Genomic DNA, 25,703 nt, shown 5'->3' on the forward strand with positions numbered 1-25,703 from the left:
TGTTGCAAGCTATCACATTTGCAACATTGCCTCAATCGGAACGCTCAAAATCAGCGGGGGTCAAGTCTGACATTCGGACACGGCCCCTTCCGTAGCGGCCGTTACGGAGGAGGTCGTGTCCGAATGTCAGACTTGACCCCAATTTTATTTTGCGGCGATCCAGCGGTCGACGCGGGCTTCCAGGATCGGCAGCGGCAATGTGCCGTCGCCGATCACGACTTCATGGAATTTCTGATAGCTGAACTTGTCGCCTAGCGCCTGCTGCGCGCGCGCTCGCAGTTCCAGGATCTTCAGCGAGCCGACCTTGTAGCTCAGCGCCTGCGCCGGCCACACCATGTAGCGCTCGATCTGGTTCTTGGCGCGCGCTTCGCTCCAGCCCAGCGTGTCGGCCAGGTAAGTGATGGCTTGCTCGCGGCTCCAGCCCTTGGCGTGCATGCCGGTGTCCACCACCAGCCGCGCGGCGCGCAGCATTTCCGCGTTCAGGTGGCCGTAGTAGGCCACCGGATCTTCATACAAGCCCATCTCGCGACCCAGCGTTTCCGAGTACAGCGCCCAGCCTTCGGTGTAGGCCGCGCTGTTCGGATTCTCGGTGCTGAATTTGCGGAAGTCCGGCAGGTCCAGTTCCTTCAGTAGCGCCGCATGCAGGTGGTGGCCGGGCACGCCTTCGTGCAGGAACAGGCTGACCATGTCGACCCGGCTGTATTTCTTCGGATCGTTGACCACCGGCCAGAACACGCCAGGATGCGAACCGTCCGCCGCCGACGGCGTGTAGTGGTCGGACGCGGTGGCGCGCGTCAGCTCTGGCTCCAGGTGCAGCTCCAGCTTGGCTTTCGGGATCAGGCTGAAATAGGTCGGCAGCTTGGTTTGCACGGTCGCGTAGATCTCGCGGTAGGCGTCCAGCACCTGCTCGTCGGTGCTGAAGATCTTGAATTTTTCCTGCGCCGCCACCCACTGCGGCAATTGTTTTTCCGGACCGTCGTAGCCCAGCTTGGGACCGAGCGCCGCCAACTGCTGCTGGATGCGCGCCACTTCCTTCAGGCCCAGCGCGTGCACCACGTCCGGCGTCAGCGGCAGGTTGGTGCTGTCCTTGATGCGCGCGGCGTACCAGGCGGCGCCGTTCGGCAGCGCGCTCCAGCCGGTGCTGGCGCGGCTGGCCGGCAGGTATTCGTTTTCCAGGAAGCTGACCAGGCGGGTCAGCGCCGGCGCGATCTTGCTGTCCACCGTGTTCAGGTAGGCGGCCGTCAGTTTGCGCTGGTCGGCGTCGGAGAAGCCGGCCGGGAAGCGCGTCACCGGCGAGTAGTAGATGCTGGTTTCCGGCGTCGCGCTGCGCAGGTTCTGGAACTGCGGCAGCATCGCCACCGTGATCGCCTTCGGCTGCACGATGCCGGCGCGCATGCCCAGCTTCATGTTGGCGATGGCCTGGTCTATCCACGCCGGCAACTGGTTCAGGCGGCTCAGGTAAGCCTGGTATTGCTTGACCGTGCCCAGCGGCTGCGAGCCGTTGCCGTCGGCATAGTTGGCCAGCGTGCTGGGCACGTTGTCGAGCTGGTTCAGCGGCAGCAGGTGTTCCGGGAAGGACTCCAGCTGCATCGCGTTGTTCAGTTCGTAGGACAGCAGGTCGTAGGTCAGTTGCTCTTGCTGGCCGAGCTGGTCGCGGCGCACCGTCATCAGCTGCTTCTGCATCTGGCGGTACAGCGTGAATTGCTGCGCGCGCACCTTGGGCGAGATGGCCAGGCCGAGCTGGTCGTCATAACGGCCGTCGCCGTTGGCGGTGGCGAACAACAGCGGATCGAATTTGCAGCGCGCCGTGTGGAAGGCCGCCGCCAGCTTGGCCAGCTGCTTCTGGGCTTGCCCGGCCTGCTGCGTATGCGCCGGTTTGGCGGCCGCCATCACGGGCGGCGCGCCCATCAGCAAAGCGGCAATCAGGGCGGAAGTGGTCAGCGCGGCAAGCGGGCGTGCGGATGGCATAGGTGTCCTCGGAGTGGAGATGGATTTTCGCCCAGCAGTCTAGCATTTGTCGCTGCGGTTTACTCATCGCCGGAAAAATTGCGTATTCTATGGTTGCCGCGAACCGGCTACCCATAAAAATGCAAACAAAAGCGAGACCACACATGCAGACAAAAGATAACGCAGCAGCCATCGCCCCCGGCCCCGGCATGGATCACAGCGCCACACCCGCCCGACCGCTTACCCGCCAGGATTACAAGACCCTGTCGCTGGCCGCCCTGGGCGGCGCGCTGGAGTTCTACGATTTCGTTATTTTTGTTTTCTTCACCGCCGTGATCGGCAAGCTGTTCTTCCCGCCGTCGATGCCGGGCTGGCTGAGCATGCTGCAAACCTTCGGCATCTTCGCCGCCGGCTACGTGGTGCGTCCGCTGGGCGGCATCATCATGGCGCACTTCGGCGATCTGTTTGGCCGGAAAAAAATGTTCACCATGTCCATCCTGCTGATGGCGGTGCCGACGTTGCTGATGGGTATGCTGCCGACCTACGCCAGCATCGGCCTGGCGGCTCCCATGCTGCTGTTGCTGCTGCGCGTGATGCAGGGCGCGGCCGTGGGCGGCGAGGTGCCGGGCGCGTGGGTGTTTGTGTCCGAGCACGTGCCGGCGCGCCATATCGGCTACGCCTGCGGCACGCTGACGGCCGGCCTGACCGCCGGCATCTTGCTGGGCTCGGTGGTCGCCACCGGCATCAACACCGCCTTCACGCCGGAGCAGGTGGCCGACGGCGCCTGGCGTTTGCCGTTCCTGCTGGGCGGCTTCTTCGGCCTGGGCGCGATGTACCTGCGCCGCTGGCTGCATGAGACGCCGGTCTTCGCCGAGCTGCAGCAGCGCAAGGCGCTGGCCGCTGAAATGCCGCTCAAGACGGTGCTGCGCAATCATCGCGGCGCGGTGGTGGTGTCGATGCTGTTGACGTGGATGCTGTCGGCCGCCATCGTCGTGGTCATCCTGATGACGCCGACCTTGCTGCAAAAGATATACGGCTTCGATCCGCATACCTCGCTGGTGGCGAACACGCTGGCGACGCTGTGCCTGTCCATCGGTTGCCTGGTGGCGGGCGTGCTGGCAGACCGCATCGGCGCGCGCACCACCTTGTTCGGCGGCGCCTTGCTGCTGGCGATTAGCACCTATGTGTTCTACACCACGCTGCATGCGCGGCCGGATCTGCTGTTGCCCTTGTATGCGCTGGTCGGCTTCACGGTCGGCGTGGTGGGCGCTGTGCCTTGCGTGCTGGTCAAGGCGTTCCCGGCGCAGGTGCGTTTCTCGGGCCTGTCGTTCTCGTACAATGTGTCGTACGCCATCTTCGGCGGCCTGACGCCGGTGGTGGTGGCGCTGATGCTGAAGAATAATCCGCTGGCGCCGGCCTACTATGTCATCGCCGTGAGCGTGCTCGGCATGATTACCGCGCTGTTCGTCAAAGAGCGTTGAGTCAGATGGCGACGGGGCGGTCGAAAGGCCGCCTCCGGTCGCGCAGCAGCAGGAACGGTTTTTCCAGCGCGACGTGCAGCAGCCACGCGGCGGCCCAGGACATGGCGCCGTAGATCGCCAGGAACAGCAGGCTGCCCAGCACGGGCGCCTGCTGCATGCCACCAGGCAGGGCCTGGCACACTTTGGTGGCAGGTCCGATCAGCGGGTAGTGCACCAGATACAGCGCGTAGGACAACCTGGCGATGTAGCGCAACGGACGCGCGGCGCCGAACGAAGGCAACTGCGCATTGACGGCCAGGCCGCAGCGCACCAGCAGCGCAAACATAATGGACGACAGCGCGATGATCCAGCAGACCGTCGGCCAGTCACCCTGTGTCAGCCAATCCCTATACATCAGCAGCAACAGCGGCGGCATCGCCAGCGCCAGGAACAGCGCGCGCGGTGCGCGCCCCTTGCCGGATGCGCCATGCTGGATGGCTACCAGCACGCCCGCCAGGATGCCCAGCACGGCGTGATGAAACGGCGCGCGTATCGCCCAGAAGAAGGCCGGGTAGTCGCCCGGCGCGATGCTGCGGGCGCTGGTTTGCATCGACCAGCACAGCCCTCCCATCACCGCCGCCAGCAAGACGCAGGCGGAGCGTGTGCCCATCCGCGTCAGCAGGAACAGCAGCAATGGCGTGGCAAGGTAAAACTTCTCCTCCACCGCCAGCGACCACAGCGTGACCATGACATCCGAGCCCAGATAATCCTGCATGAACAGCAGGTGCGTGGCGAAGGACAGGCTGGAGTATCCAGCGCCCAGCGTCCATGGCGCGGCCAGCCAGCACAGCAGGATCACTCCCCAGTACAACGGCAAGGTGCGGAAGGCGCGGCGGCGGTAGAAGTCCATCACCGAGGCGCGCTCGAACGGCGCGGCATGCGGCCCGGTGTAGTGGCTGCCGATCAGGAAACCGCTGAGCACAAAGAACAGGTCGACGCCGATCCAGCCGTTGGCCGACAGCACCGCCAGCGGCCCGCCGGGCACCACGCCGAATGTGGTCTGCGATGCCACCGCCCAATGCCGCGCCAGCACCAGCAGGATCGCGACGGCGCGCAATGCATCGAGGACGGGGTAGCGGCCCGGCTTGCCGGCCAGTCCGATGTGCGGCATGGTCAGACTATCTTCAGCGCGCTCTGGACATCGCGCTTGCGCAGCTTCCAGATGATCGAGTCAACGATGTAGTGATGGAAATTGATGCCCTGGTAGGCGATCACGACCAGCGGCACCAGCGTGTAATTGGCGAAATAGGCGTTGGACGCGTCGATCGACTGGTACACCACACCGGTCAGCGCCAGGCAGGCCATCAGGTAGACTGGCCAGCGGCCCTCCTGGCTGAGCCAGGACAGCGCCCGCTGCTCGGGGTTGACGCCGCCCTTGAACTGGTTGGAGTTGAACAGCCACACGAAGGCGATGTACTGCGCGTTGTGCCAGACGTTGATGACCAGCCAGCCGCTCGTGATGTCGTGGATCGCGACGTACGACACCAGATAGATCAGGTAATGCGAGCACAGGTAGGCGAAATGCAGGCGGCCCAGCGTGCCGTCGCGCAGCGCGCGCACCTGCGCCGCCAGCCACCACGCCAGGCAGGCGCCCGCCGCCGCCAGCGCGGCCAGGGCCAGCCATTGCGGCACCGGCAGCTTCCACACTTCCATCCCAAGGAAGGTCGAGTCCGGGCGCGCGCTCATCATCAGGAAGGCGGCGGCCGGCACCAGGTAGAAGGTGACGCGGTTGAACACGGGATTGCCGGCCTGGACGCTGCGCGTCTTCATGCCATAGGCCTTGTTGATGCCTTCGCTTTGCCGCGTGTAGTGATACCACTGCCAGTGCATGTACAGCGTGGCGACCGCCGCCACGCCGCCCCAGCCGATCAGCAGGTAGACGCCGGCAAACACCGCCACCGGCAAAGGCAGCAACAGCGCCCAGTGCTGGCGGGCCGACTTCAGGTCGAACAGCAGGCGAGTGTAGGTGGAAATGACATGGTGATAACCCAGCAAGGCCAGGTCCAGCGAAATGATCAGCACGAAGTACTGGGGGAAGCCGAGCGCCAGCGCGCCCACGGCCAGCGCGAGCAGGGGAATGCCCAGCACGAACAGGCGATCGAATCGCCTGCTGCGCATATAAATCGGGGCCGTTGCGGCGATTGCTGGCATGGCGTGGACTCCTGCAGATAGCACTGTCTGTATGATAGTGCTATACGGCAATAAGTCCACTATTCCTTTTGCGCGGTGTTGCGCCGGTTTATTTTGCGCGGCGGCTGCGTTCGGCCGCCTGCGCCTTCGCCAGGCCGGCGTCGAAAGCGCTCGCGCCGCCATCCTGGACCGTTTCGCCGCTGACATCCTCGGCGATGCGGAAGCCTTCGCCCACGCTGCTGCGGTTGTCCGTCCCCGCATGGGCGCGGAAGGTCGGGCTGGCGCCGGCCGGGCCGTTGTTGTAGTTGCCGCCGCGATGGATGACCATGGACGAGCCGTGGAACAGAGCGCAGTCGGTGGTCCAGGGCGCGCCATTGTTGGGGGCGCCCTGGTAAGTCAGGTGCTGGCAATCTTCGACCAGTTCGCCCACATTGCCCAGCATGTCGTACAGGCCGTAGGCGTTCGCCTGGTACATGCCGACCACCGTGGTCAAGCCGGCCTGGTCGTCGCAGGCGATTTCCTTCCTGTCCTTGCCGGTGATGCGCGTAATGGCGGTCTTGCCGCTGCGGTCGTAAACATTGGCGTATTGGCACAGCGCGGCGGGATCGTCGCCGTGCGGATAGCGGCTGCTGGTGTCGGCGCGCGCCGCGTATTCCCATTCCGCTTCGCTGGGCAGGCGGAAGTGCCGGCCGGTTTGCTTCGACAGCCATTGCAGGTAGGCGTGGGCGTCGTCCCAGCTGACGCACATCACCGGGTGGTAGTCACCGGGCGCGTTGGAGGTGGCGTTCCAGCCGGCCTTGCCGCTTTCCATGCCCCATTCGTTGGCGGCCAGCTTCCAGCAATCGCCGTCGGCCTTGTAGCCGGTGGCCTCGATAAACTGGCGGAATTGCCCGACCGTGGTCTCGTAGCGTGACAAGCGGTAGCTCTTGATGTTGACGGTGTGCAGCGGTTCCGACGCCGGATAGTCATCGTTCTTCGGATTGTCGGTACTGCCCATGACGAACTCGCCGCCCTTGAGCGTGACCATCGAAGGCGTGAGCAGGGGATCGGTGGCCGCGAACAGCGGGCAGCTCAACATCAGCATCGACAACAGCGAAATGGTTTTTTTCATTGCGGGGTCCTATGGGATTAATGTTTGCGAGAATGCAAAGATCCCACAGGGCCTGCGCGGACGGCAGCGGCAGGCGACGAATCGACGGCCGCGCCGACGAATCGCCAGCCGCCTACATCGCCCGGAACAGGTGGACGTAGGCGCGGCTGACGCGCAACTCGCGCGCATGGCCCTTGATGCGCAGGAACAGGCGGCTGCTTTCATCGCGCCGGGTGCCGGCCAGGTAGTCCAGGTTGACCAGCGTGGAGCGGTGCACCTGCCAGAACTGCTCGGGATCGAGCTGCTCGGACAGCTCGACGATGGTGGTGCGGATCAGGTGCTCGCCGGCGGTGGTCTGCACCACGGTGTACTTGTCGTCGGCATGGAAGTACAGGATGTCGCTGACGGCGATCTGATGCACGTACTCGCCCTGGCCGGCGCGCACGAAGCGCAGTCGCGCCGGCGCCGCCGGTCCGCGCGTCAACTGGTGCAGCGCTTGCGACAGGCGCGCATCGGGTTGCGCGCTGCGGCCGGCCGCCTGCAAGGCCAGCGCCGCCTTGGCCCGTTCGATCATCTGCGCCAACCGATCGGTCTTCAGCGGCTTGAGCAGGTAGTCCAGCGCGCAATGGTCGAAGGCCTGCACCGCGTAGGTGTCGAAGGCGGTGACGAACACCACGCGGGTGTCGCCTTCGATGCCCTGCGCCACTTCCAGCCCGCTCAGGCCCGGCATCTGGATGTCGAGGAAGGCCAGGTCCGGCTCCAGCTGCTCGATGCATGCGGCCGCCTCCACGCCGTTGCGGGCGATGTGCACGATCTCCAGTTCCGGCCACAGCAGTTCCAGCTGTTCCTTCAGGTACAGTGCCAGATGCGGTTCATCGTCGGCGATGAGCGCGCGCGTCATGCCAGCGCCCGGTAGGGAATGGACAGCGTGGCTTGCGTGCCCACGGTCTGTGGCGCCAGCGTCAGCGTCGCCTTGCCGCCGTAGCGGGTGCGCAGCCGATCATGGATATTGGGCAGGGCCATTCCGCTGCCGCGCTTGCGCGGACGGCGCGGGCCGTCCAGGCCGAGGCCGTCGTCGTCGACGCAGATGTCGAGCTGGCCGTCGACGACGCGCGCGCGGATGCGGATGCGGCCGCCTTCGATCTTCGGCTCCAGTCCGTGTTCGATGGCGTTTTCCACCAGCGGTTGCAGCAGCAGGGTAGGCAAGGCTGCAGCAAGGGCTTCGTCGCTGGCGTCGATGTCGAAGCGCAGCCGGTCTTCCATGCGGATCTGCAGCAGCGTCAGGTAGCTGCGCACCATTGCCAGTTCGGCCTCCAGCGTGCTGTCGGTGTGGCGCAACTGGCCCAGGCTGGCGCGCAGGTAGTCGGTGAAGGTTTCCAGCATCAGCCGAGCGCGCGGCGTGTCGCGCTCGAGCAGGCTTTGCACATTGGCCAGCGTATTGAACAGGAAGTGCGGTTCGATCTGCGCCTGGAGCAGGCGCAGCTGGGCTTCCATCGCCTGGTGCAGCAGCCGGTCCTGCCTGACCCGCAGGCGCCACCAGAACCAGTTGGCCGCCGCCACCACCATGACGAAGGCGAGGAACTCTGTCTGGGCCACGCTGTGGCTCATGAAACTGCCCCAGGCATCCCAGTCCGTGAGCCAGGTGTACAAACTCAGGCTGAACGCGCAGCCCAGCACGACGCCCGATACGGCAATGGCGTTGATCAGCAGCGCGGCGCGCCAGTCGGCCGCCTCGGAAATCCGTTCGATGCTGGCGGCCGGCAACAGCTTTTCGACGGCGCGGGTGATCGCCAGCATGCTGTAGGCCACGCACAGGCAGATGAACAGGTTGAACAGAAACGACGCGCGCCACCAGCCGGGGTCGCCCACGCGCCCGGTCAGCAGGCCGTTAATCAGCATCATGACGGAGCCGATCGGCAGCGCCAGGGCGGCGCCGACCGCCAGTTGCGCCCACAGCGGCTCCTGGCGGTGTTTTTTTAACACCCAAAACGAGCGCCAGGCCAGTTGGAAAGAGGAACTGATATTCATGGCGGCAATTGTAGCCGGGAAGAATGGCCGGGCAGGGCGGAATGCGATGGATCGACAGGATTGCCGACGGAATGCAAGCCCGGGTAGGCTGTTTTTTTGAAGAGTCGCTGCGAGGGAGGTACAATTGACCCTTGAACGCTTTAAAAAGCACGAATATCCAGAAAACGCCCCTCGCTGGCCGTTTTTCACCAGCCGCTTGCCGGCGAAATTGATAATTAAAGGTTTTTCATGAGTCTCCAATGCGGCATCGTCGGCCTGCCTAACGTCGGCAAGTCCACCCTCTTCAACGCCCTGACCAAGGCCGGCATCCCGGCCGAGAACTATCCGTTCTGCACCATCGAGCCTAACGTCGGCGTGGTCGAAGTGCCGGATCCGCGCATGGGCGCGCTGGCCGACATCGTCAAGCCGGAACGCATGGTCAACGCCATCGTCGAGTTCGTCGACATCGCCGGCCTGGTGGCGGGCGCGTCGCAGGGCGAGGGCCTGGGCAACCAGTTCCTGTCGCACATCCGCGAAACCGACGCCATCGTCAACGTCGTGCGCTGCTTCGAAGATGACAACGTGATCCACGTGGCCGGCAAGGTCAGCCCGCTGGACGATATCGAAGTGATCCAGACCGAGCTGGCGCTGGCCGACCTGGGCACCGTGGAAAAAGCCATCCACCGCGAAAACAAGAAAGCCCGTTCCGGCGACAAGGACGCCGCCAAGCTGCTGGCCATCATGGAGCGCATCGTGCCGCACCTGAACGAAGCCAAGCCGGTGCGCGCCATGGGCCTGGACGCCGACGAAATGGCCCTGATCAAGCAGCTGTGCCTGATCACCGCCAAGCCGGCCATGTACGTGGCCAACGTCTCCGACACCGGCTTCAAGAACAACCCGCTGCTGGACCAGCTGACCGCCTACGCCGCCACCCAGAACGCGCCTATCGTCGCCATCTGCGCGTCGATCGAAGCGGAAATCGCCGACCTGGACGACGCCGACAAGACCGCCTTCCTGACCGACATGGGCATGGAAGAGCCGGGCCTGGACCGCCTGATCCGCGCCGCCTACAAGCTGCTGGGCCTGCAAACCTACTTCACCGCCGGTGTGAAGGAAGTGCGCGCCTGGACCATCCACGTGGGCGACACCGCGCCGCAAGCGGCCGGCGTGATCCACACCGACTTCGAACGCGGCTTCATCCGCGCGCAAACCATCGCCTATGACGACTACATCCAGTACAAGGGTGAGGGCGGCGCCAAGGAAGCGGGCAAGATGCGCGCCGAGGGCAAGGAATACGTGGTCAAGGATGGCGACGTGTTGAATTTCCTGTTCAACGTCTAATCGCTTTCAGTACTCCCCAAAACCCTGCCGCGGCAGGGTTTTTTTACGTTTCAGGCTTTGAAACTCTCGACCAGCTTGAACGCCGCCAGGGTCTTGGCGCGGGCCGCCGTCACGCGCTCAAACAAATCTGCGGCCAGCAAGTTGTAGACCTCGATCTTGGCGCACTGCGCCAGTTCGTGCGCCATCGCATGCTCTTCCGCCAGGGCGGCTTCATAGCTGCGGAATGCTTCCAGCCCTTCGGCACGATAAATTGACATACAACCTCTCTGAAATGCCTATGTGTGCTTCAGACTAGCACGATTGCCGCCCGAAATCCGCCGGCACGCCAGACATGCGGTAATCCCGTCGTTTGCGCCGATGTGTGTTAGGCTGTCGGACTATCACCGTTTTTCGTCCCCACCCCTACCTAGCTGACGACTGGAACAAGGAATGTTTCCATGCGTCTTAACGACCCCAACCAGAACCACCTGCTGGCCGCGCTATTAGACGCCGAGTTCGCACGCCTGTCGCCGCACCTGGAACCCGTCATGATGCGGCTGGGCGATGTGCTGTACGAATCCGGCGGCAAGCTCGATCACGTGTACTTCCCGACCTCGGCCATCGTCTCGCTGCACTATGTGCTGGAGAACGGCAGCTCGTCCGAGATCGCCGGCGTCGGCAACGAGGGCATCCTCGGTATTTCCCTGTTCATGGGCGGTAACACCACGCCCAGCCGCGCCATGGTCCAGACCTCCGGTCACGGCTACCGGCTCAAGGCGCACATCCTGATGGAAGAGTTCAACCGCGCCGGGCCGGTCATGCGCCTGCTGCTGCGCTACACCCAGGCGCTGATCACCCAGATGTCGCAGACGGCGATCTGCAACCGCCATCACACGGTGGAGCAGCAGCTGTGCCGCTGGCTGCTGCTGACCTTGGACCGCCTGCCGACCAGCGAGCTGACCATGACCCAGGAATTGATCGCCAGCATGCTGGGCGTGCGGCGCGAAGGGGTGACGGTGGCCGCCGGGCGCTTGCAGGCCAACGGCTACATCAGCAACCGCCGCGGCCATATTTCCGTGCTGAACCGGGCCGGCCTGGAAGACGACGTCTGCGAATGCTACGGCGTGGTCAAAAAAGAATTCGCGCGTCTGATGTCGGACGTACACCAACGCCAGGGACTGAAATGAAACCGATCAAACTGCCGGAAAGCCCGCTGCTCAAGGCCGATGCGCTGCAACTGGCGATCCACAACAGCGCCAATTTCTCCAGCATCGCCACCGACGCCCAGGGCGTCATCCAGATCTTCAACGTCGGCGCCGAGCGCATGCTGGGCTACAGCGCGGCCGAGGTGGTGAACCAGATCACGCCGGCCGGCATCTCCGACGCGGAGGAAATCATCGCGCGCGCGGCCGAGCTCAGCATCGAAGCCGGCGTGACCATCCTGCCGGGCTTTGAGGCGCTGGTGTTCAAGGCTTCGCGCGGCATCGAAGATATCTACGAGCTGACCTATATCCGCAAGGACGGCAGCCGCGTCCCCGCCATCGTCTCGGTCAGCGCGCTGCGCGACGCCGAGGAAAAAGTCATTGGCTATCTGCTGTTGGGGACCGACAACACGGCCCGCAAGCAGGTCGCGCTGGAGCGGGCCCTGCTGGACCAGCGCCTGCGCGAGCAGCAACTGGCGCTGCAGGAAACCAATGTGGAACTGGAGGCGGCGCGCGCGCTGGCCGAGACCGCCAACCGCGCCAAGTCGGAATTCCTGTCGGCCATGAGCCATGAGCTGCGCACGCCGCTCAACGCGGTGCTGGGCTTTGCGCAGCTGCTGGCGTCGGACAAGCCGCCACCGAGCGTCTCGCAGCAGCGTTCGCTGGACCAGATCCTCAAGGGCGGCTGGTACCTGCTGCAATTGATTAACGAAATCCTCGACCTGGCCATGATCGAATCGGGCAAGGTGACGATGTCGCAGGAGTCGATGGGCCTGTCCGAAGTGCTCAGGGATTGCCGGGCGCTGATCGGCCCGCAGGCGGAAAAGCGCGGCATTCGTTTGTTCTTCGCCCCGATGAGCGAGCCGTTCTTCGTGCATGCGGACCGTACCCGCGTCAAGCAAGTGATGATCAACCTGCTGTCCAACGCCATCAAGTACAACCGGCGCGACGGCAAGGTGACGGTGGAGTGCGCGGCCGGCAGCGAGGGCATGGTGCGCATCAGCGTGACCGATACCGGCGCCGGCCTGAGCGACGAGCAGATGGCGCAGTTGTTCCAGCCCTTCAACCGGCTGGGCCAGGAAGACGGCGCTGAAGAGGGCACCGGCATCGGCCTGGTGGTGACCAAGCAGCTGACCGAGCTGATGGGTGGGGTCATCGGCGTGTCCAGCGAGATCGGCGTCGGCACCACCTTCTGGATCGAGCTGGCGGCCAGCAGCGAGCCGGTGCTGGAGATCGTCGCCTTCGACAGCGCGGCGCCGTTCGAGGGCTCGGGCCACGCCGCGCTGAGAACGCTGCTGTACATCGAGGACAACCCCGCCAACCTGAGCCTGGTGGAGCAGCTGATCCAGCGCCGCAGCGATCTCAAGCTGCTGACCGCGATCGACGGCCACAGCGGCATCCAGCTGGCGCGCGCCTACCAGCCCGACGTGATCCTGATGGACATCAACCTGCCCGGCGTGAGCGGCTACGGTTGCCTGAAGATCTTGCAGGACGATGCCGCCACAGCGCACATCCCAGTGATGGCGCTGTCGGCCAACGCCATGCCGCGCGACATAGAAAAAGGGGTCGAGGCCGGCTTCTTCCGCTACCTGACCAAGCCGATCAACGTCGTCGAATTCATGGGCGCGCTGGACCTGGCGCTAGCATTTGCTGCCGAGTACGGCAGCCTCCACACCAGTTCCCACGGAAGCGCATCATGATAGATCCCTCTGAAATACTGGGCGCCCAGATCCTGATCGTCGACGACCAGGAAGCGAACGTCATGCTGCTGGAGCAGATGCTGGCCAACGCCGGCTACACCAATGTCAGCAGCACGATGGACCCGTTCACCGTGTGCGATCTGCACCTGAAGCACCACTATGACCTGATCCTGCTGGACCTGCAAATGCCCGGCATGGACGGCTTTGCCGTGCTGGAAGCGCTCAAGCTGATCGAGCCGGACGGCTACGTGCCGGTGCTGGTGGTGACGGCGCAGCCGAACCACAAGCTGCGCGCGCTGCAGGCCGGCGCCAAGGACTTCGTCGGCAAGCCGTTCGAGCTGATCGAGGTGGAAACGCGCATCCGCAATATGCTGGAAGTGCGCCTGCTGCACCGCAAGCTGCAGCGCTACAACCAGCAGCTGGAAGCCACAGTGCTGGAACGCACGGCGCAATTGCGCGCCAGCGAGGCGCGCTTCCAGCGCTTCGCCGAACTGTCGACCGACTGGTACTGGGAGCAGGATGTCGATGGCCAGCTCACCAACTGGTCCGGGCCGGTGGCCGACATGGTGGGCATCGGCGGCACCGACACCGGCGGCTGGGACGTGGCCGAGCACGCGCTGCTGCAATCGAATATCGCCGAGCGCAAGGCCTTCCTGGACTTCGTCTACAGCCGGACTATCGGCGGCGTGCTGCAATACCTGCAGGTCAGCGGCGAGCCCATGTTCGACGAGACCGGCCGCTTCATCGGCTATCGCGGCGTCGGTCGCGACGTGACGGCGATGGCCGGCATGTTCGCCAAAGCGGAGTAAACCCCGGCCAAGCTGGTAGTATGGCTGCCATGAAAAAAATAAGGACATGGGGACTGCTCGCCGGCCTGGCGCTGCTGCTGCATGGGCGCCTTGCGCCGGCGGCCGAAAGCGTGCCCTTGTACGTCTATTATTCCGATCCCACCTTCGCCGCCGGCTCGCCCGGCAGCCTGACCGACAAGCTGGCCGCCTGGCTGACGCAGCGTTCCAACGGCCGCTACCAGTTCGTCGCCACCCAGCTGCCGCGCCGCCGGCTCGAGCTGATGATGGAACAGCCCCATTGGCCGGGCGTGGTGGCCTGGGCCAATCCGCGCTGGTTCGCCGCCGCCGCGCGCCAGAGCTGGAGCCGCTACTACATGGTCGACGCCAACCTGGTGGCGTCGCTGCGCGGCGCGCCGCTGGAGTATGTGGACGACAGTTCGCTGCACGGCCAGCGCATCGGCACGGTGCAGGGCTACATCTATAAAAACCTGGAACCGCTGGTCAAGGACGGCAAACTGAGCCGCGACGATGCCGATAGCGAGCTGCGCAACCTGCTCAAGCTGCAGCAGCGCCGGGTGCCGGTGGCGTTTGTGCAAGCGAGTTCGCTGCCGCGCTTCCGCCGGCAGTTCGCCGACCTGGACAGCTGGCTCTACCTGTCGGCGCGGCCGCGCACGGTGTTCGAGCGGGCCTTTTTCACCGGCCCTAACCAGCCTGAACTGCTGGATTTCGTCAACCGCCAGGCCGACGCGCTGCTCGCCGACCAGCCGTGGCAGGACGCTTTCGGCACCTGCAAGCTGGTGCTGCCGCGCCAGTCCGGCGCCACCGATGCGCAACGCAAGCTGTGCCGCTAGTTGTCGTGTTCGTCGCGCGGGCGGCTTTGTTGGGTATAATCGCCGGATTGCCTGTTCGCCGGACCGCAACGTTTGCCTTCCGCGCCCGTCTCACCCTTCACTAGAAAAATACTCTTCATGGCATCTTCCAACGATAACGTCAGCATGGCGCTGTTCTGCGATTTTGAAAACGTGGCGCTCGGTGTGCGCGACGCCAACTACGACAAGTTCGACATCAAGCCGGTGCTGGAACGTCTGCTGCTCAAGGGCAGCATCGTGGTCAAGAAGGCGTATTGCGACTGGGACCGCTACAAGGGCTTCAAGGCGCCTATGCACGAGGCCAACTTCGAGCTGATCGAAATCCCGCACGTGCGCCAGTCCGGCAAGAACTCGGCCGACATCCGCATGGTCGTCGATGCGCTCGATTTGTGCTACACCAAGTCGCACGTCGACACCTTCGTCATCATTTCCGGCGATTCCGACTTTTCGCCGCTGGTGTCCAAGCTGCGCGAGAACGCCAAGAAGGTGATCGGCGTCGGCGTCAAGCAGTCGACCTCGGACCTACTGGTGGCCAATTGCGACGAATTCATCTTCTACGACGACCTGGTGCGCGAAAGCCGCCGCGCCAAGCGCGAAGCCAGCCCGGAGGCCAAGCCGGCCGTCAAGCGCTCGCCGGAAGAGGAGCGCATGCGCCGCGAAGAGATGGACAAGCGCCGCAACCAGGCGGTGGAAATCGCCGCCAACACCTTCGAGGCGCTGGTCTCCGAGCGCGGCGACAGCGGCAAGATCTGGGCCTCCGTGCTGAAAGAGGCGATCAAGCGCCGCAAGCCGGACTTCAGCGAGTCCTACTATGGCTTCCGCACCTTCGGCAACCTGATCGAGGAATGCAAGGCGCGCGGCCTGCTGGAATTCGGCCGTGACGAAAAGTCCGGCGCCTACGTGTATCGCGGCACCGGCGTGGCGACGCCGGGCGAGTCGTCGGTGGACGGCGCACCGGCCGAGGCGCAGGACGGCGGCAAGCAGGAATCGCGCCGCAGCCGTGGCCGCGGCCGCACCGCCGCCGAGCGCTTTGCCGAACGCCAGGCCGAGCGCCAGGCGCAGCAAGCCCGCGCGGCGGGTCAAACCGATGGCGACGAGGACGACGCCGAGCAGCCAGCGACTAGCTACGTCGAGCCGGAACAACTGGCCGGCCAACCGGAAGCGCCTGAGGCATCGGAAGCGCCAGCCGCCGCACCGTCCGGCGACTCCGAGCGCGGCCGTGGCCGTGGTCGTGGCAATCGTGGTGGACGCAAGCAGGGCGAGCGTCAGGGCCAGCAGGATGCCGTAGCCGCCGCCGAAGCGCCGGTCGTGGCGCAGGCTGTGGTCGAAGCGCCGGTCGCCGTCAGCGCGCCGGTGGTGGCCGACGAGGCGCCAGCCAAGAAAAAGGGCGGCCCGAAACCGCCAGCACGCAAGCTGAAAGAGGCTGCCAAGCCGAAGGCCGACGCCGCGGCGCCTGCCAAGGGCGGCAAGAACGCTAAAAACGTCCGTGGCGCCAAGGGCGCGGCAGCGGCCAACGGCGAACAACCGGCGGCGGCTCCGGCCCCAGTTCCAACGCCGGCGCCTGTGCCGGTCGCTTCGGCCGAGTCCGACGCCAAGCCAGCGGCCAAGCCTGCCAAGGCCAAGGCGGCCGCCAAGCCGGCCCGCAAGCCGGCCGCACCGCGCGCGCCGCGTCCTGCCAAGGCAGCGGCCAAGACCGAGGAGTAATCCCGGATGGGGAAGGGCGGGCCGCCAGCGGCCCGCCGCCGCAGCTATAATGGCAATGTTTTCATCTGCCTAACGACTGGTGCCGAGCATGCCCATCCTCTCCGAAATCACGCTGTATCCGATCAAATCCTGCGGCGGCATCTCCCTGCAGGAAGCCACGCTGACCGTCACCGGCCTGATGACCGCGCAGATCTACGACCGCGAATGGATGGTGGTCGACGCCGCCGGCGTCTGCCTGACACAGCGCGAGCACCCGCGCATGGCGCTGATCACCCCCAGCCTCAAGGGCAGCACGCTGGAACTGCGCGCGCCCGGTATGCTGCGCCTGGAAATCCCGCTCGACCTGCCCGATCCCTATCTGGCGCCCACCCTCACCACCCAAGTCTGGGACGACACCGTGCTGGCCTACGACTGCGACGACCTGACCGCCGAGTGGTTCAGCAAGGCGATCGGCGTGCCGTGCCGGCTGGCGCGCTTCCACGCCAAGGCCGAACGCGCCGTCAGCCAGAAGTGGACCAGCGGCGTGGCCGCCACCACCATGTTCTCGGACGGCTACCCGATGCTGGTGGCCGGCGCCGCCTCGCTGGACGACCTGAACGACAAGCTGCGCAAAGCCGGCCGCGACGCCATCCCGATGAACCGCTTCCGTCCCAACCTGGTCGTGGCCGGCATCGAGGCCTTCGAGGAGGACTACGTCGAAACCTTCCAGCTGGGCGACGCGGTGCTGAAGCCGGTCAAGCCCTGCTCGCGTTGCCCTATGCCATCAGTCGACCAGGCCACCGGCGAGTTCGGTCCCGATCCGCTGGACCTGATGCAAGGCTACCGCGCCAAGCCGGAGCTGGACGGCGCCTTGTGCTTCGGTATGAACAGCATCCTGATCGCCGGAGAGGGCCAGCACGTGCGGGTTGGGCAGGAAATCGTCGTTACCTTGGCGTTTTAACGCAGCTAGCCATTCCCAAGCGCTAAAACTTGGCGTAATGTGACATCTGGCATGAAACTAGCTGATGAGTAAGGGCATATATGACGCAAACCGCAACCGGCAAGTTCTCGCCGCAGACTGACCACGCCGCGCGCGCGGTGGATCTGGCGGCCGAAAACCAGGCCCTGCGTGCGCGCATGGCCTACCTGCTGGAGCAGGCCGAGCGCAACCACTCGATCATGACCCGCCATCAGGCCTTCGACCTGGACATCGTCAGCGCCGCCAATTTTCCCGAACTGATAGGCACCATCTTCCGCGTGCTGCCGGTGATCTCCGAGCTCGACAGCGTGACCTTGACGCTGATCGACGAAGACGCCGACATCCGCACCGTCATGGCCAAGCTGGACGTGGTGTTTGCCGACTTCCCCGAACTGATCTTCGTTGAAACGCTGGACGACCTGGGTTTCGACCTCGGCCAGCGCAACGCCTACACGCCGACGCCCAAGCCGCTGCTGGGTATGTACGACGCGCGGCGCCATGCGACGCCGTTCCCGCAGCCGCCTGCCGGGCTGCAAAGCGTGGCGCTGGTGCCGCTGCTGCGCAACAAGCGCATCATCGGCAGCCTCAACCTGGGCAGCTGCGACCCGACCCGCTTCACGCCCAGCCTGGGCACGGATTTCATCGAGCACATGGCGTCGATCATCGCCATCTGCCTGGAAAACGTCATCAGTAACGAGATGCTCAAGTACATCGGCCTGACCGATTCGCTGACCGGCGTCTACAACCGGCGCTATATCGACCGGCGTTTGCTGGAAGAGATCGCGCGCGCGCGGCGCCAGCAGTATCCGATCTCGTTCATGTACATCGACATCGACCACTTCAAGCGCGTCAACGACACCGTCGGCCACGGCGGCGGCGACGATGTGCTGCGCGAAGTGGCCAACCGCATCAAGAACGAGCTGCGCACCTCGGACGCGCTGGCGCGTTTCGGCGGCGAGGAATTCGTCGTGCTGCTGATCGACGCCAACCTGGACAGCGCCGCCTTCGTGGCCGAGCGCATCCGCGCCAGCGTGGCCGGCAGCATGATTGCCTTGTCGCAGGAATTGCAGTTGTCGGTGACGGTATCGATCGGCGTGGCCTGCCTGAATCCGGGCGAAGCCGAAGGCGATCCGGCGGCCGTCGCGCGCGCCTGGGTGGCGCATGCCGACACCTTGCTGTACGTCGCCAAGGAAACCGGCCGCAACCGCGTAGTCAGCCGCGACCCGGTGGCGCAACCCCACAGCGGTTAACAAGTTGCCAGCACCGCAGTCGTAGGGTCAGACCCCCGAGGGGTCTGACCCTGTCGTGACGTGCGGGGTAAAGGCTAGCGCAGCAGGCGCTGCTCGGCGCGGTTGACGGCTTCGGCTGTGCCGCGCAGTACCACCACATCGCCCGCCTCCAGCACGATCTCGGGCGTCACGTCCAGCCGGCCTTTGCCGCGGCGGATGCTGCTCACTTCGGCGCCCGTGCCGGCCACGTCGGTCTCGCTCAAGGCCTTGCCCACGCTGACCGCGCTGCCGCTCAGCGTGACTGAATGCAAACGCTCCAGGTCGGCCTCCTCGCCGGCGTCGCTGGATCCGTGGAAGTAGCCGCGCAGCGATGCATAGCGTTCCTCGCGCGCCGTCTGCACCCGGTGCACCACGCGCCGCAACGGTACGCCCAGCATCACCAGCGCGTGCGAGGCCAGCATCAGGCTGCCCTCCATCAATTCCGGCACCACTTCCGCCGCGCCGGCCGCTTTCAATCGGTCGAGGTCGGTGTCGTCGTGGGAACGCACGATCACCGGCAAGGTCGGCGCCAGCTCATGCACCAGGTGCAGCACCTTCAGCGCCGACGCCGTGCTGGCGTAGGTGATCACCACCGCGCTGGCGCGGTAGATGCCGGCGGCCACCAGGCTCTCGCGCCGCGCCGCGTCGCCATAGGAGACGTGGCGGCCGGCGGTCTGCGCTTCCTGCACCCGCTCCGGGTCCAGGTCCAGCGCGTGGTAGTCGATATTCTCTTCGCCCAGCAAGGTCGCCAGGCTCTGCCCGCTGCGGCCGAAGCCGCACACGATCACGTGCTTGTTGGTCGACATGGTGCGGCTGGCGATCTTGGTCAGCGCCAGCGACTGCATCATCCACTCGTTGCTCGACACCTTCATCACGATCTGGTCCGACTTGGAGATGATGAACGGCGCCACCAGCATCGACAGCACCATCGACGCCAGCACCACCTGGATGATGAACGGATCCATCAGGTTGCTGCCGCCCGCCAGGTTCAGCAGCACGAAGCCGAACTCGCCCGCCTGCGCCAGCGCCAGGCCGGTGCGCATCGACACCCCGTCGGAGGCGCCGAACAGCTTGGCCAGGCCGGCGATCAGCGCGAACTTCAGCAGCACCGGTCCGGCCAGCAGCACCAGCACCAGCCACCAGTGCGCCATCACCATCTGCACATTGAGCAGCATGCCGATGGTGATGAAGAACAGTCCCAGCAGCACGTCGCGGAAGGGCTTGATGTCCTCTTCCACCTGGTGCTTGTACTCGGTCTCGGAAATCAGCATGCCGGCCACGAAGGCGCCCAGCGCGAGCGACAGGCCGGCGCGCTCGGTGATCCAGGCCGCGCCCAGCGTGATCAGCAGCAGGTTCAGCATGAACAGTTCCTGCGAGCGCCGCTTGACCACCACGGTGAACCAGCCGCGCACCAGCTTCTGGCCGAAGAACAGCAGCAGCGCCAGCACGATCACGGCCTTGACGCCGGCCCAGGCCAGCGTCTCGACCAGCGCGTCCGGCCGCTGGCCCAGCGATGGAATCAGGATCAGCAACGGCACCACGGCCAGATCCTGGAACAGCAGGATGCCGATGATCTTGCGGCCGTGCTCGCTCTCCAGCTCCAGCCGCTCCGTCAGCATTTTTGACACGATGGCGGTCGACGACATGGCCAGCGCGCCGCCCAGCGCGAACGAGGCTTGCCAGCCGATATGGATGCCCGAGGGCAGTTGCGTGGCGATGCCCCAGCCGAACAGCATGGTGGCGACGATGGTCAGCACCACCTGCGCCATGCCCAGCCCGAACACGATGCCGCGCATGGCCATCAGTTTGGGCAGGGAGAATTCCAGCCCGATCGAGAACATCAGGAACACCACGCCGAATTCGGCCAGCGAGTGGAAGGCTTCGCTCGACTCGGCCAGCCCCAGCGCGTGCGGGCCGATCAGGATGCCGACCGCCAGGTAGCCCAGCATCGGCGGCAGGTGCATCATGCGGAAAGCGACGACGCCCAGCACCGCGCTCCCCAATAACAACAATGTTAATTCCAAAGGTGAAAACGTCATATCAACATAGCCAGTAAATATAATTTCGTTGTTTGTGGGCCGGCGGGGGCGTTATGTTGTGACTGGCAAGTTTTTTGCTTTCTCAATTCGGCTATACTTGGGCATGAGTGTAACCCATGAAAAAACAATGCTGAAAGCTTTTGACGCAAATATGGCCGCGCATGCGTTGCGGCTGGCCCGCGACACCCTGCAGAACGAAGCAGAGGCGATCGCCGCCCTGAACGCCCGCCTGGACGCCGACGACAGCGTGGTGCAGGCCATCGAATTGCTGCTGAACTGCAAGGGCCGCGTCGTCGTGTCCGGCATCGGCAAGTCCGGCCACATCGGCCGCAAGATCGCCGCCACCCTGGCCTCGACCGGCACCCCGGCGCTGTTCGTGCACCCGGCCGAAGCCGCCCACGGCGACCTCGGCATGGTCACCGCCGACGATGCCTTTATTGCAATCTCGTATTCCGGCGAAAGCGCCGAGCTGATGACCATCCTGCCGGTGGTCAAGCGCATGGGCAGCAAGGTCATCGCCATGACCGGCAAGCCCGGCTCCAGCCTGGCCGAGATCGCCGACGTGCACCTGAACGTGGCCGTGGCCAAGGAAGCCTGCCCGATGAACCTGGCGCCGACCACCTCGACCACCGTCACGCTGGCGCTGGGCGACGCCATCGCCGTCGCGCTGCTGGACTTGCGCGGCTTCAAGGAAGAAGATTTCGCCCGCTCCCATCCGGGCGGCGCGCTGGGCCGCCGCCTGCTGACCCACGTGCGCGACGTCATGCGCAGCGGCGACGCGGTGCCGAAAGTCACCGCCGACGTCAAGCTGACCGACGCGCTGCTGGAAATCACGCAAAAGGGCATGGGCATGACCGCCGTGGTCGACGCCGACGACAAGCCGATCGGCGTGTTCACCGACGGCGACCTGCGCCGCATGATCGAGAAAGTCCAGGACTTCACCAAGGTCGTGATCCGCGATGTGATGCACGCCAACCCGCGCAGCATTTCGCCGGAAAAACTGGCGGTCGACGCCGTGGCCGTGATGGAACAGTTCCGCATCAACCAGATGCTGGTGACCGACGCCGGCGGCAAGCTGGTCGGCGCGCTGCACATCCACGACCTGACCCGCGCCAAGGTGATCTGATGACTGAGGTTGCAACCCCATTGACTTACGTGGAACGCGCCGCGCGCGTCAAGCTGATGATCTTCGACGTCGACGGCGTACTGACCGACGGCAGCCTGCACTACGGCGCCGAGGGCGAAGCACTGAAGACCTTCAACGTGCACGACGGCCTGGGCATCAAGCTGCTGCAGGAATCCGGCGTGCAGACCGCCATCATCAGCGCGCGCACTTCGCCGCAGGTGATCAAACGCGCTGCCGACCTCGGCATCGTCCATCTGCACCAGGGCGGCCACGACAAGCTGACGCCGTTCAAGGCGCTGCTGGAAAAGACCGGTCTCACCGCCGACCAGGTCGGCTTCATCGGCGACGACGTGGTCGACCTGCCGATCTTGACGCGCGTCGGTTTCGCCGTCGCCGTGCCGAACGGCCGCGCCGAAGTGCTGGAGCGCGCCCACCACACCACGGTGGCCGCCGGCGGCCGCGGCGCGGTGCGCGAAGTATGCGAGCTGCTGTTGCACGCGCAGGGCACGTACGAGCGCGTGATGGCGCAATTCCTGGTTTGACGAGGATCGAGCATGCGTAAAAAAACAGCCCATCGCTGGCAGCTGACCGTCATCATGGTGGTCGGCGTGTTTGTCGCCGTCGGCAGCTTCTGGCTGGTGCAGGTGGTCAACCAGGCCGGCCAGGATGCGCAGGTGGACCAGCATCGCAACGAGCCGGACTACATCATCGACCGCTTCAGCATGGTGCGCATGAACAAGACCGGCCAGCCGGCCTACATTATCTCCGGCGAAAAGCTGACCCACCGGCCGGTCGACGATGCCTCCGATATCGACAAGCCGATTGTGCACAGCCTGTCCGGCGACCAGCCGCCGATGAATATCAATGCCGACACCGCCCATGTCGATCAGGGCAATACGCGCGTCAAGCTCAGTGGTAATGTGGACGTGGTGCGCCCGGCCGGGCCGCAGACGCAGGCGATGCGCATGACCACGCCGGCGCTGACCGTGTACCCGGACGAAGAACGGATGGAAACCGCCAGCCCGGTGGCGCTGGAAATGGGCAACGCCACCGCCAACGGCATCGGCATGAAGGCCAATAACGCCACCCGCGAAGTGCAGCTGGGCGGACGCGGACAGCTGGTGATGCCGCCGCGCGCCGGCCACTGAGGAAACAATGATGATGAATGGAATGATGATGAAGAAACTGATACTCTCGGCGGCGATGCTGTTGATGGCGGCCGGTGTGGTCCACGCGGAAAAAGCGGATGCGAACAAGCCGACCAAGATCGATTACGACGATTTGCAAATCGACGACGTCAAGCAGATCAAGACGCTGATCGGCAATGTCGTGCTGACGCGCGGCACCCTGCTGATGAAGTCGCCGAAGGCGGTGGTGACCACCGATCCCGAAGGCTATAACTTCGTCGTGCTGACCAGCACGCCAGGTACGCTGTCGACCTTCCGCCAGAAGCGCGACGGCGCCGGCGACCAGTGGATCGAGGGCGAAGCCGAGCGCATCGAATACAGCGACAAGACCGACCTGGTCAAGCTGTTCTCGAAAGCCAAGGTGCGCCAGCTGGAAGGCCCGCGGATGACCAGCGAAGTCAACAGCGAGTTCATTTCCTACGACAGCCGCACCGAGCATTTCGATGTCAAGAACAACGTCTCGGGCGTGAGCAAGCCGGGCGCCGGCCGCGGCACCATGGTGATCCAGCCGACCATCCGTCCGGCCGCGCCGGCCGCCGCATCGACGCCGCCGGCCACGGAGAAGTAAGCATGGAATCATCCTGCGGTAGCACCCTGATCGTACGCGGCCTGCAAAAGACCTACGGCAAGCGCCAGGTCGTGCACGACGTGTCCCTGCAAGTCGAGTGCGGCGAAGTGGTGGGCCTGCTCGGCCCCAACGGCGCCGGCAAGACCACCTCGTTCTACATGATCGTCGGCCTGGTGCCGTCGGACGCCGGCAGCATCGATATCAGCGGCACCGATATCTCCTCGCTGCCGATCCACCGCCGCGCCTCGCTCGGCTTGTCCTACCTGCCGCAGGAAGCGTCGGTGTTCCGCAAGCTGACGGTGGAAGAAAATATCCGCGCCGTCCTCGAAATTCAGAAAGTGGACGGCAAGCCTTTATCCAAGGCTGCCATTGATGAACGGCTCAATACCCTGCTGGCCGATTTGCAAATCGAAAAGCTGCGCGAGAACCAGGCGCTGTCGCTGTCAGGCGGCGAGCGCCGCCGCGTGGAGATCGCGCGCGCACTGGCGACCAATCCGCGCTTCGTGCTGCTCGACGAACCATTCGCCGGGGTCGACCCGATCGCCGTGATTGAGATCCAGCGCATCGTGCGCTTCCTCAAGGAACGCGGCATCGGCGTCCTCATTACCGATCACAATGTGCGCGAGACGCTGGGCATCTGCGACCGCGCATATATCATCAACCAGGGCACGGTATTGGCTTCAGGCCGGCCAGACGACATCATCGCCAACGAATCGGTGCGTCGCGTGTATCTGGGTGAACACTTCCGTATGTAAAACCCATGAAACAGTCTTTGCAACTGCGCACGTCGCAGCACCTCGCGCTGACACCGCAATTGCAGCAGTCGATCCGGCTGCTGCAACTGTCGACGCTGGAGCTGCACCAGGAACTGGAACAGCTGCTGACCGATAATCCGCTGCTGGAGCGCCTCGACGACCCGCTGGACCGCTCGCTGCGGCTGCTGTCGGACGGCGCCATCAGCCAGCAAGCCCCGGTCGGCGACGCGCCGCCGGAAGGCCCGCCCAACGCGCAAGAGGCGCCGGCCGCCGACGCCGACAACTACGACGGCCCGGCCGCCGACACCGAAAGCACCAGCAGCGACGCCGACGTCGACTGGAGCGACGCCGGCCGCAGCAAGGCGCCCGACGACGAGGACTCGCGTCCGCAGCTGGAGGCCAGCCACTGCACGCTGCGCGAGCACCTGATGGAGCAGATGCGGGTGACGGTGCTGGAGATGCGTGACCGCGCGCTGGTCGAGCTGATCATCGACGCGCTGGACGAGAACGGCTACCTCGAAGAATCGCTGGAAGAAATCCTGGCCCGCCTGCCGGAAGAGCTGGAGCTGGAGATCGACGAGTTGCAGACCGCCTTGTCGATGCTGCAAAGCTTCGACCCGATGGGCGTGGGCGCGCGCAACGCGTCCGAATGCCTGGCGCTGCAGATCAAGCGTTTGCCGGCCATCCCGATGGTGACGCGGCGCATGGCGCTGGCGATTGTTGAAAATCATTTGACCTGGTTTGCCCAGCGCGATTTCAACAAACTGAAGAAGGCGCTGCTGTGCGACGACGAAGATTTGCGCGAAGCACAAACCGTCATCCGCCAGTGCAATCCGCATCCGGGTTCGGCGTTCGCGTCGGACGTGTCGGACTACGTGGTGCCGGACGTGATCGTCAAAAAAGCGCGCAACGGCTGGCAAGTGAGCCTGAACAACGACGTCATGCCACGCCTGCGCGTGAACGCCATGTACGCCAACCTGCTCAAGCAGGGAAAAGGCGAGGGCGCGATGGGCGCGCAGCTGCAGGAAGCGAAGTGGCTGATCAAAAATATGCGCCAGCGTTTCGACACGATTTTGCGCGTTGCACAAGCGATAGTAGAACGACAAAAGAACTTTTTCTCCCATGGTGCGGTTGCCATGCGCCCCCTTGTGCTTCGCGAAATTGCTGATACACTGGGACTACACGAGAGCACTATTTCTCGTGTAACAACTCAAAAATATATGCTGACCCCGCATGGCATGTTTGAGTTGAAATATTTCTTTGGTAGCCATGTCGCCACCGAAGCGGGGGGGGAAGCAAGTTCGACGGCGATACGTGCACTCATCGTGCAATTGACAGGAGCAGAAGACCCGAAAAATCCTTTATCCGACAGTAAGATTGCGGACATGCTGGGAGAACAAGGCATGGTGATTGCGCGACGCACTGTTGCCAAATATCGCGAAGCGTTGAAGATCCCGCCAGTCAGTCTCCGTAAATCTTTGTAGTTACTTGGTTCCTGCGCGCCCGGCAGTAATGGGCTCCGCAC

The 25,703-nt window shown here is 64.6% G+C and carries 23 protein-coding genes; 15 read left to right on the forward strand and 8 right to left on the reverse strand.

Annotated features, from left to right (window positions below; translation table 11 throughout):
• Positions 1–144: 144 nt before the first annotated feature.
• On the reverse strand, positions 145–1,968 hold the full coding sequence (locus V6M89_RS11525) for a DUF885 domain-containing protein (protein ID WP_332853296.1): 1,824 nt from the start codon (positions 1,966–1,968) through the stop codon (positions 145–147).
• A gap of 188 nt (positions 1,969–2,156) precedes the next feature.
• On the opposite strand from V6M89_RS11525, the gene V6M89_RS11530 reads away from it, so the two are divergent.
• Positions 2,157–3,428, forward strand: coding sequence for an MFS transporter (locus V6M89_RS11530; RefSeq protein ID WP_332853361.1), 1,272 nt, complete (start codon positions 2,157–2,159; stop codon positions 3,426–3,428).
• A gap of 1 nt (position 3,429) precedes the next feature.
• Here V6M89_RS11530 and V6M89_RS11535 read toward each other — a convergent pair whose 3' ends face one another.
• The 5 genes from V6M89_RS11535 to V6M89_RS11555 all read right to left on the reverse strand — a co-directional run bounded on the left by V6M89_RS11535 (position 3,430) and on the right by V6M89_RS11555 (position 8,670).
• A complete protein-coding gene (locus V6M89_RS11535; RefSeq protein WP_332853297.1) occupies positions 3,430–4,578 on the reverse strand; it encodes an acyltransferase family protein in 1,149 nt (382 codons plus the stop codon).
• Positions 4,579–4,580: 2 nt separating this feature from the next.
• Complete coding sequence (locus V6M89_RS11540; protein WP_332853298.1) at positions 4,581–5,618, reverse strand: hypothetical protein; 1,038 nt, start codon at positions 5,616–5,618, stop codon at positions 4,581–4,583.
• A gap of 88 nt (positions 5,619–5,706) precedes the next feature.
• The gene (locus tag V6M89_RS11545) at positions 5,707–6,708 is read right to left on the reverse strand and encodes a formylglycine-generating enzyme family protein (RefSeq protein ID WP_332853299.1); all 1,002 of its coding nucleotides are present in this window, start codon (positions 6,706–6,708) and stop codon (positions 5,707–5,709) included.
• Between the two features lie 112 nt (positions 6,709–6,820).
• Positions 6,821–7,588, reverse strand: coding sequence for a LytR/AlgR family response regulator transcription factor (locus tag V6M89_RS11550; protein ID WP_332853300.1), 768 nt, complete (start codon positions 7,586–7,588; stop codon positions 6,821–6,823).
• The gene (locus V6M89_RS11555) at positions 7,585–8,670 is read right to left on the reverse strand and encodes a sensor histidine kinase (protein ID WP_332853301.1); all 1,086 of its coding nucleotides are present in this window, start codon (positions 8,668–8,670) and stop codon (positions 7,585–7,587) included. Before V6M89_RS11555 ends, V6M89_RS11550 begins: the two co-directional genes overlap by 4 nt.
• Positions 8,671–8,943: 273 nt before the next feature.
• Here V6M89_RS11555 and ychF point away from each other — a divergent pair, with 273 nt between their 5' ends.
• The gene (ychF, locus tag V6M89_RS11560; RefSeq protein ID WP_332853302.1) at positions 8,944–10,035 is read left to right on the forward strand and encodes a redox-regulated ATPase YchF; all 1,092 of its coding nucleotides are present in this window, start codon (positions 8,944–8,946) and stop codon (positions 10,033–10,035) included.
• A gap of 50 nt (positions 10,036–10,085) precedes the next feature.
• Here the strand turns inward: ychF and V6M89_RS11565 are convergent, their stop codons facing one another.
• Positions 10,086–10,292 (reverse strand): hypothetical protein, encoded by a 207-nt coding sequence (locus V6M89_RS11565; RefSeq protein ID WP_332853303.1) that lies wholly within the window; start codon positions 10,290–10,292, stop codon positions 10,086–10,088.
• Positions 10,293–10,472: 180 nt separating this feature from the next.
• Here V6M89_RS11565 and V6M89_RS11570 point away from each other — a divergent pair, with 180 nt between their 5' ends.
• The 7 genes from V6M89_RS11570 (at position 10,473) to V6M89_RS11600 (ending at position 18,485) form a co-directional block, all read left to right on the forward strand.
• Positions 10,473–11,201 (forward strand): Crp/Fnr family transcriptional regulator, encoded by a 729-nt coding sequence (locus V6M89_RS11570; RefSeq protein ID WP_332853304.1) that lies wholly within the window; start codon positions 10,473–10,475, stop codon positions 11,199–11,201.
• On the forward strand, positions 11,198–12,916 hold the full coding sequence (locus V6M89_RS11575; RefSeq protein ID WP_332853305.1) for a hybrid sensor histidine kinase/response regulator: 1,719 nt from the start codon (positions 11,198–11,200) through the stop codon (positions 12,914–12,916). The genes V6M89_RS11570 and V6M89_RS11575 overlap by 4 nt, the downstream gene beginning before the upstream one ends.
• Positions 12,913–13,725 (forward strand): response regulator, encoded by an 813-nt coding sequence (locus tag V6M89_RS11580; protein WP_332853306.1) that lies wholly within the window; start codon positions 12,913–12,915, stop codon positions 13,723–13,725. Before V6M89_RS11575 ends, V6M89_RS11580 begins: the two co-directional genes overlap by 4 nt.
• Positions 13,726–13,754: 29 nt before the next feature.
• Positions 13,755–14,555, forward strand: a complete 801-nt coding sequence (locus V6M89_RS11585; RefSeq protein ID WP_332853307.1) for a hypothetical protein — start codon at positions 13,755–13,757, stop codon at positions 14,553–14,555.
• A gap of 117 nt (positions 14,556–14,672) precedes the next feature.
• Positions 14,673–16,277 (forward strand): NYN domain-containing protein, encoded by a 1,605-nt coding sequence (locus tag V6M89_RS11590; protein ID WP_332853308.1) that lies wholly within the window; start codon positions 14,673–14,675, stop codon positions 16,275–16,277.
• An 88-nt stretch (positions 16,278–16,365) separates the two neighbouring features.
• Positions 16,366–17,217: an MOSC domain-containing protein gene (locus V6M89_RS11595; RefSeq protein WP_332853309.1), complete on the forward strand. Its 852-nt coding sequence runs from the start codon at positions 16,366–16,368 to the stop codon at positions 17,215–17,217.
• Between the two features lie 80 nt (positions 17,218–17,297).
• Positions 17,298–18,485: a GGDEF domain-containing protein gene (locus V6M89_RS11600; RefSeq protein ID WP_332853310.1), complete on the forward strand. Its 1,188-nt coding sequence runs from the start codon at positions 17,298–17,300 to the stop codon at positions 18,483–18,485.
• Positions 18,486–18,559: 74 nt separating this feature from the next.
• On the opposite strand, the gene V6M89_RS11605 is transcribed toward V6M89_RS11600, so the two are convergent.
• A complete protein-coding gene (locus V6M89_RS11605) occupies positions 18,560–20,542 on the reverse strand; it encodes a cation:proton antiporter domain-containing protein (RefSeq protein ID WP_332853311.1) in 1,983 nt (660 codons plus the stop codon).
• A 127-nt stretch (positions 20,543–20,669) separates the two neighbouring features.
• On the opposite strand from V6M89_RS11605, the gene V6M89_RS11610 reads away from it, so the two are divergent.
• Genes V6M89_RS11610 through V6M89_RS11635 form a run of 6 tightly spaced genes read left to right on the forward strand, consistent with a single transcriptional unit; the run spans position 20,670 to position 25,662 of the window.
• On the forward strand, positions 20,670–21,668 hold the full coding sequence (locus V6M89_RS11610; protein WP_332853312.1) for a KpsF/GutQ family sugar-phosphate isomerase: 999 nt from the start codon (positions 20,670–20,672) through the stop codon (positions 21,666–21,668).
• Positions 21,668–22,210, forward strand: a complete 543-nt coding sequence (locus V6M89_RS11615) for a KdsC family phosphatase (RefSeq protein ID WP_332853313.1) — start codon at positions 21,668–21,670, stop codon at positions 22,208–22,210. The genes V6M89_RS11610 and V6M89_RS11615 overlap by 1 nt, the downstream gene beginning before the upstream one ends.
• A 12-nt stretch (positions 22,211–22,222) precedes the next feature.
• Entirely contained in the window at positions 22,223–22,816 is a 594-nt protein-coding gene (gene lptC / locus V6M89_RS11620) for an LPS export ABC transporter periplasmic protein LptC (RefSeq protein ID WP_332853314.1), read from the forward strand.
• Positions 22,817–22,823: 7 nt separating this feature from the next.
• Positions 22,824–23,423: a lipopolysaccharide transport periplasmic protein LptA gene (gene lptA, locus V6M89_RS11625; protein WP_442881969.1), complete on the forward strand. Its 600-nt coding sequence runs from the start codon at positions 22,824–22,826 to the stop codon at positions 23,421–23,423.
• Positions 23,424–23,425: 2 nt separating this feature from the next.
• Positions 23,426–24,178 (forward strand): LPS export ABC transporter ATP-binding protein, encoded by a 753-nt coding sequence (lptB, locus tag V6M89_RS11630; RefSeq protein WP_332853315.1) that lies wholly within the window; start codon positions 23,426–23,428, stop codon positions 24,176–24,178.
• Positions 24,179–24,183: 5 nt separating this feature from the next.
• Positions 24,184–25,662 carry an RNA polymerase factor sigma-54 gene (locus V6M89_RS11635; RefSeq protein WP_332853316.1) on the forward strand — a complete coding sequence of 493 codons (1,479 nt, stop codon included), beginning with the start codon at positions 24,184–24,186 and terminating at the stop codon, positions 25,660–25,662.
• Positions 25,663–25,703 lie beyond the last annotated feature (41 nt).

The organism is Duganella sp. S19_KUP01_CR8 (assembly GCF_036688705.1).
In the GTDB taxonomy this organism is placed as follows: domain Bacteria; phylum Pseudomonadota; class Gammaproteobacteria; order Burkholderiales; family Burkholderiaceae_D; genus Rugamonas.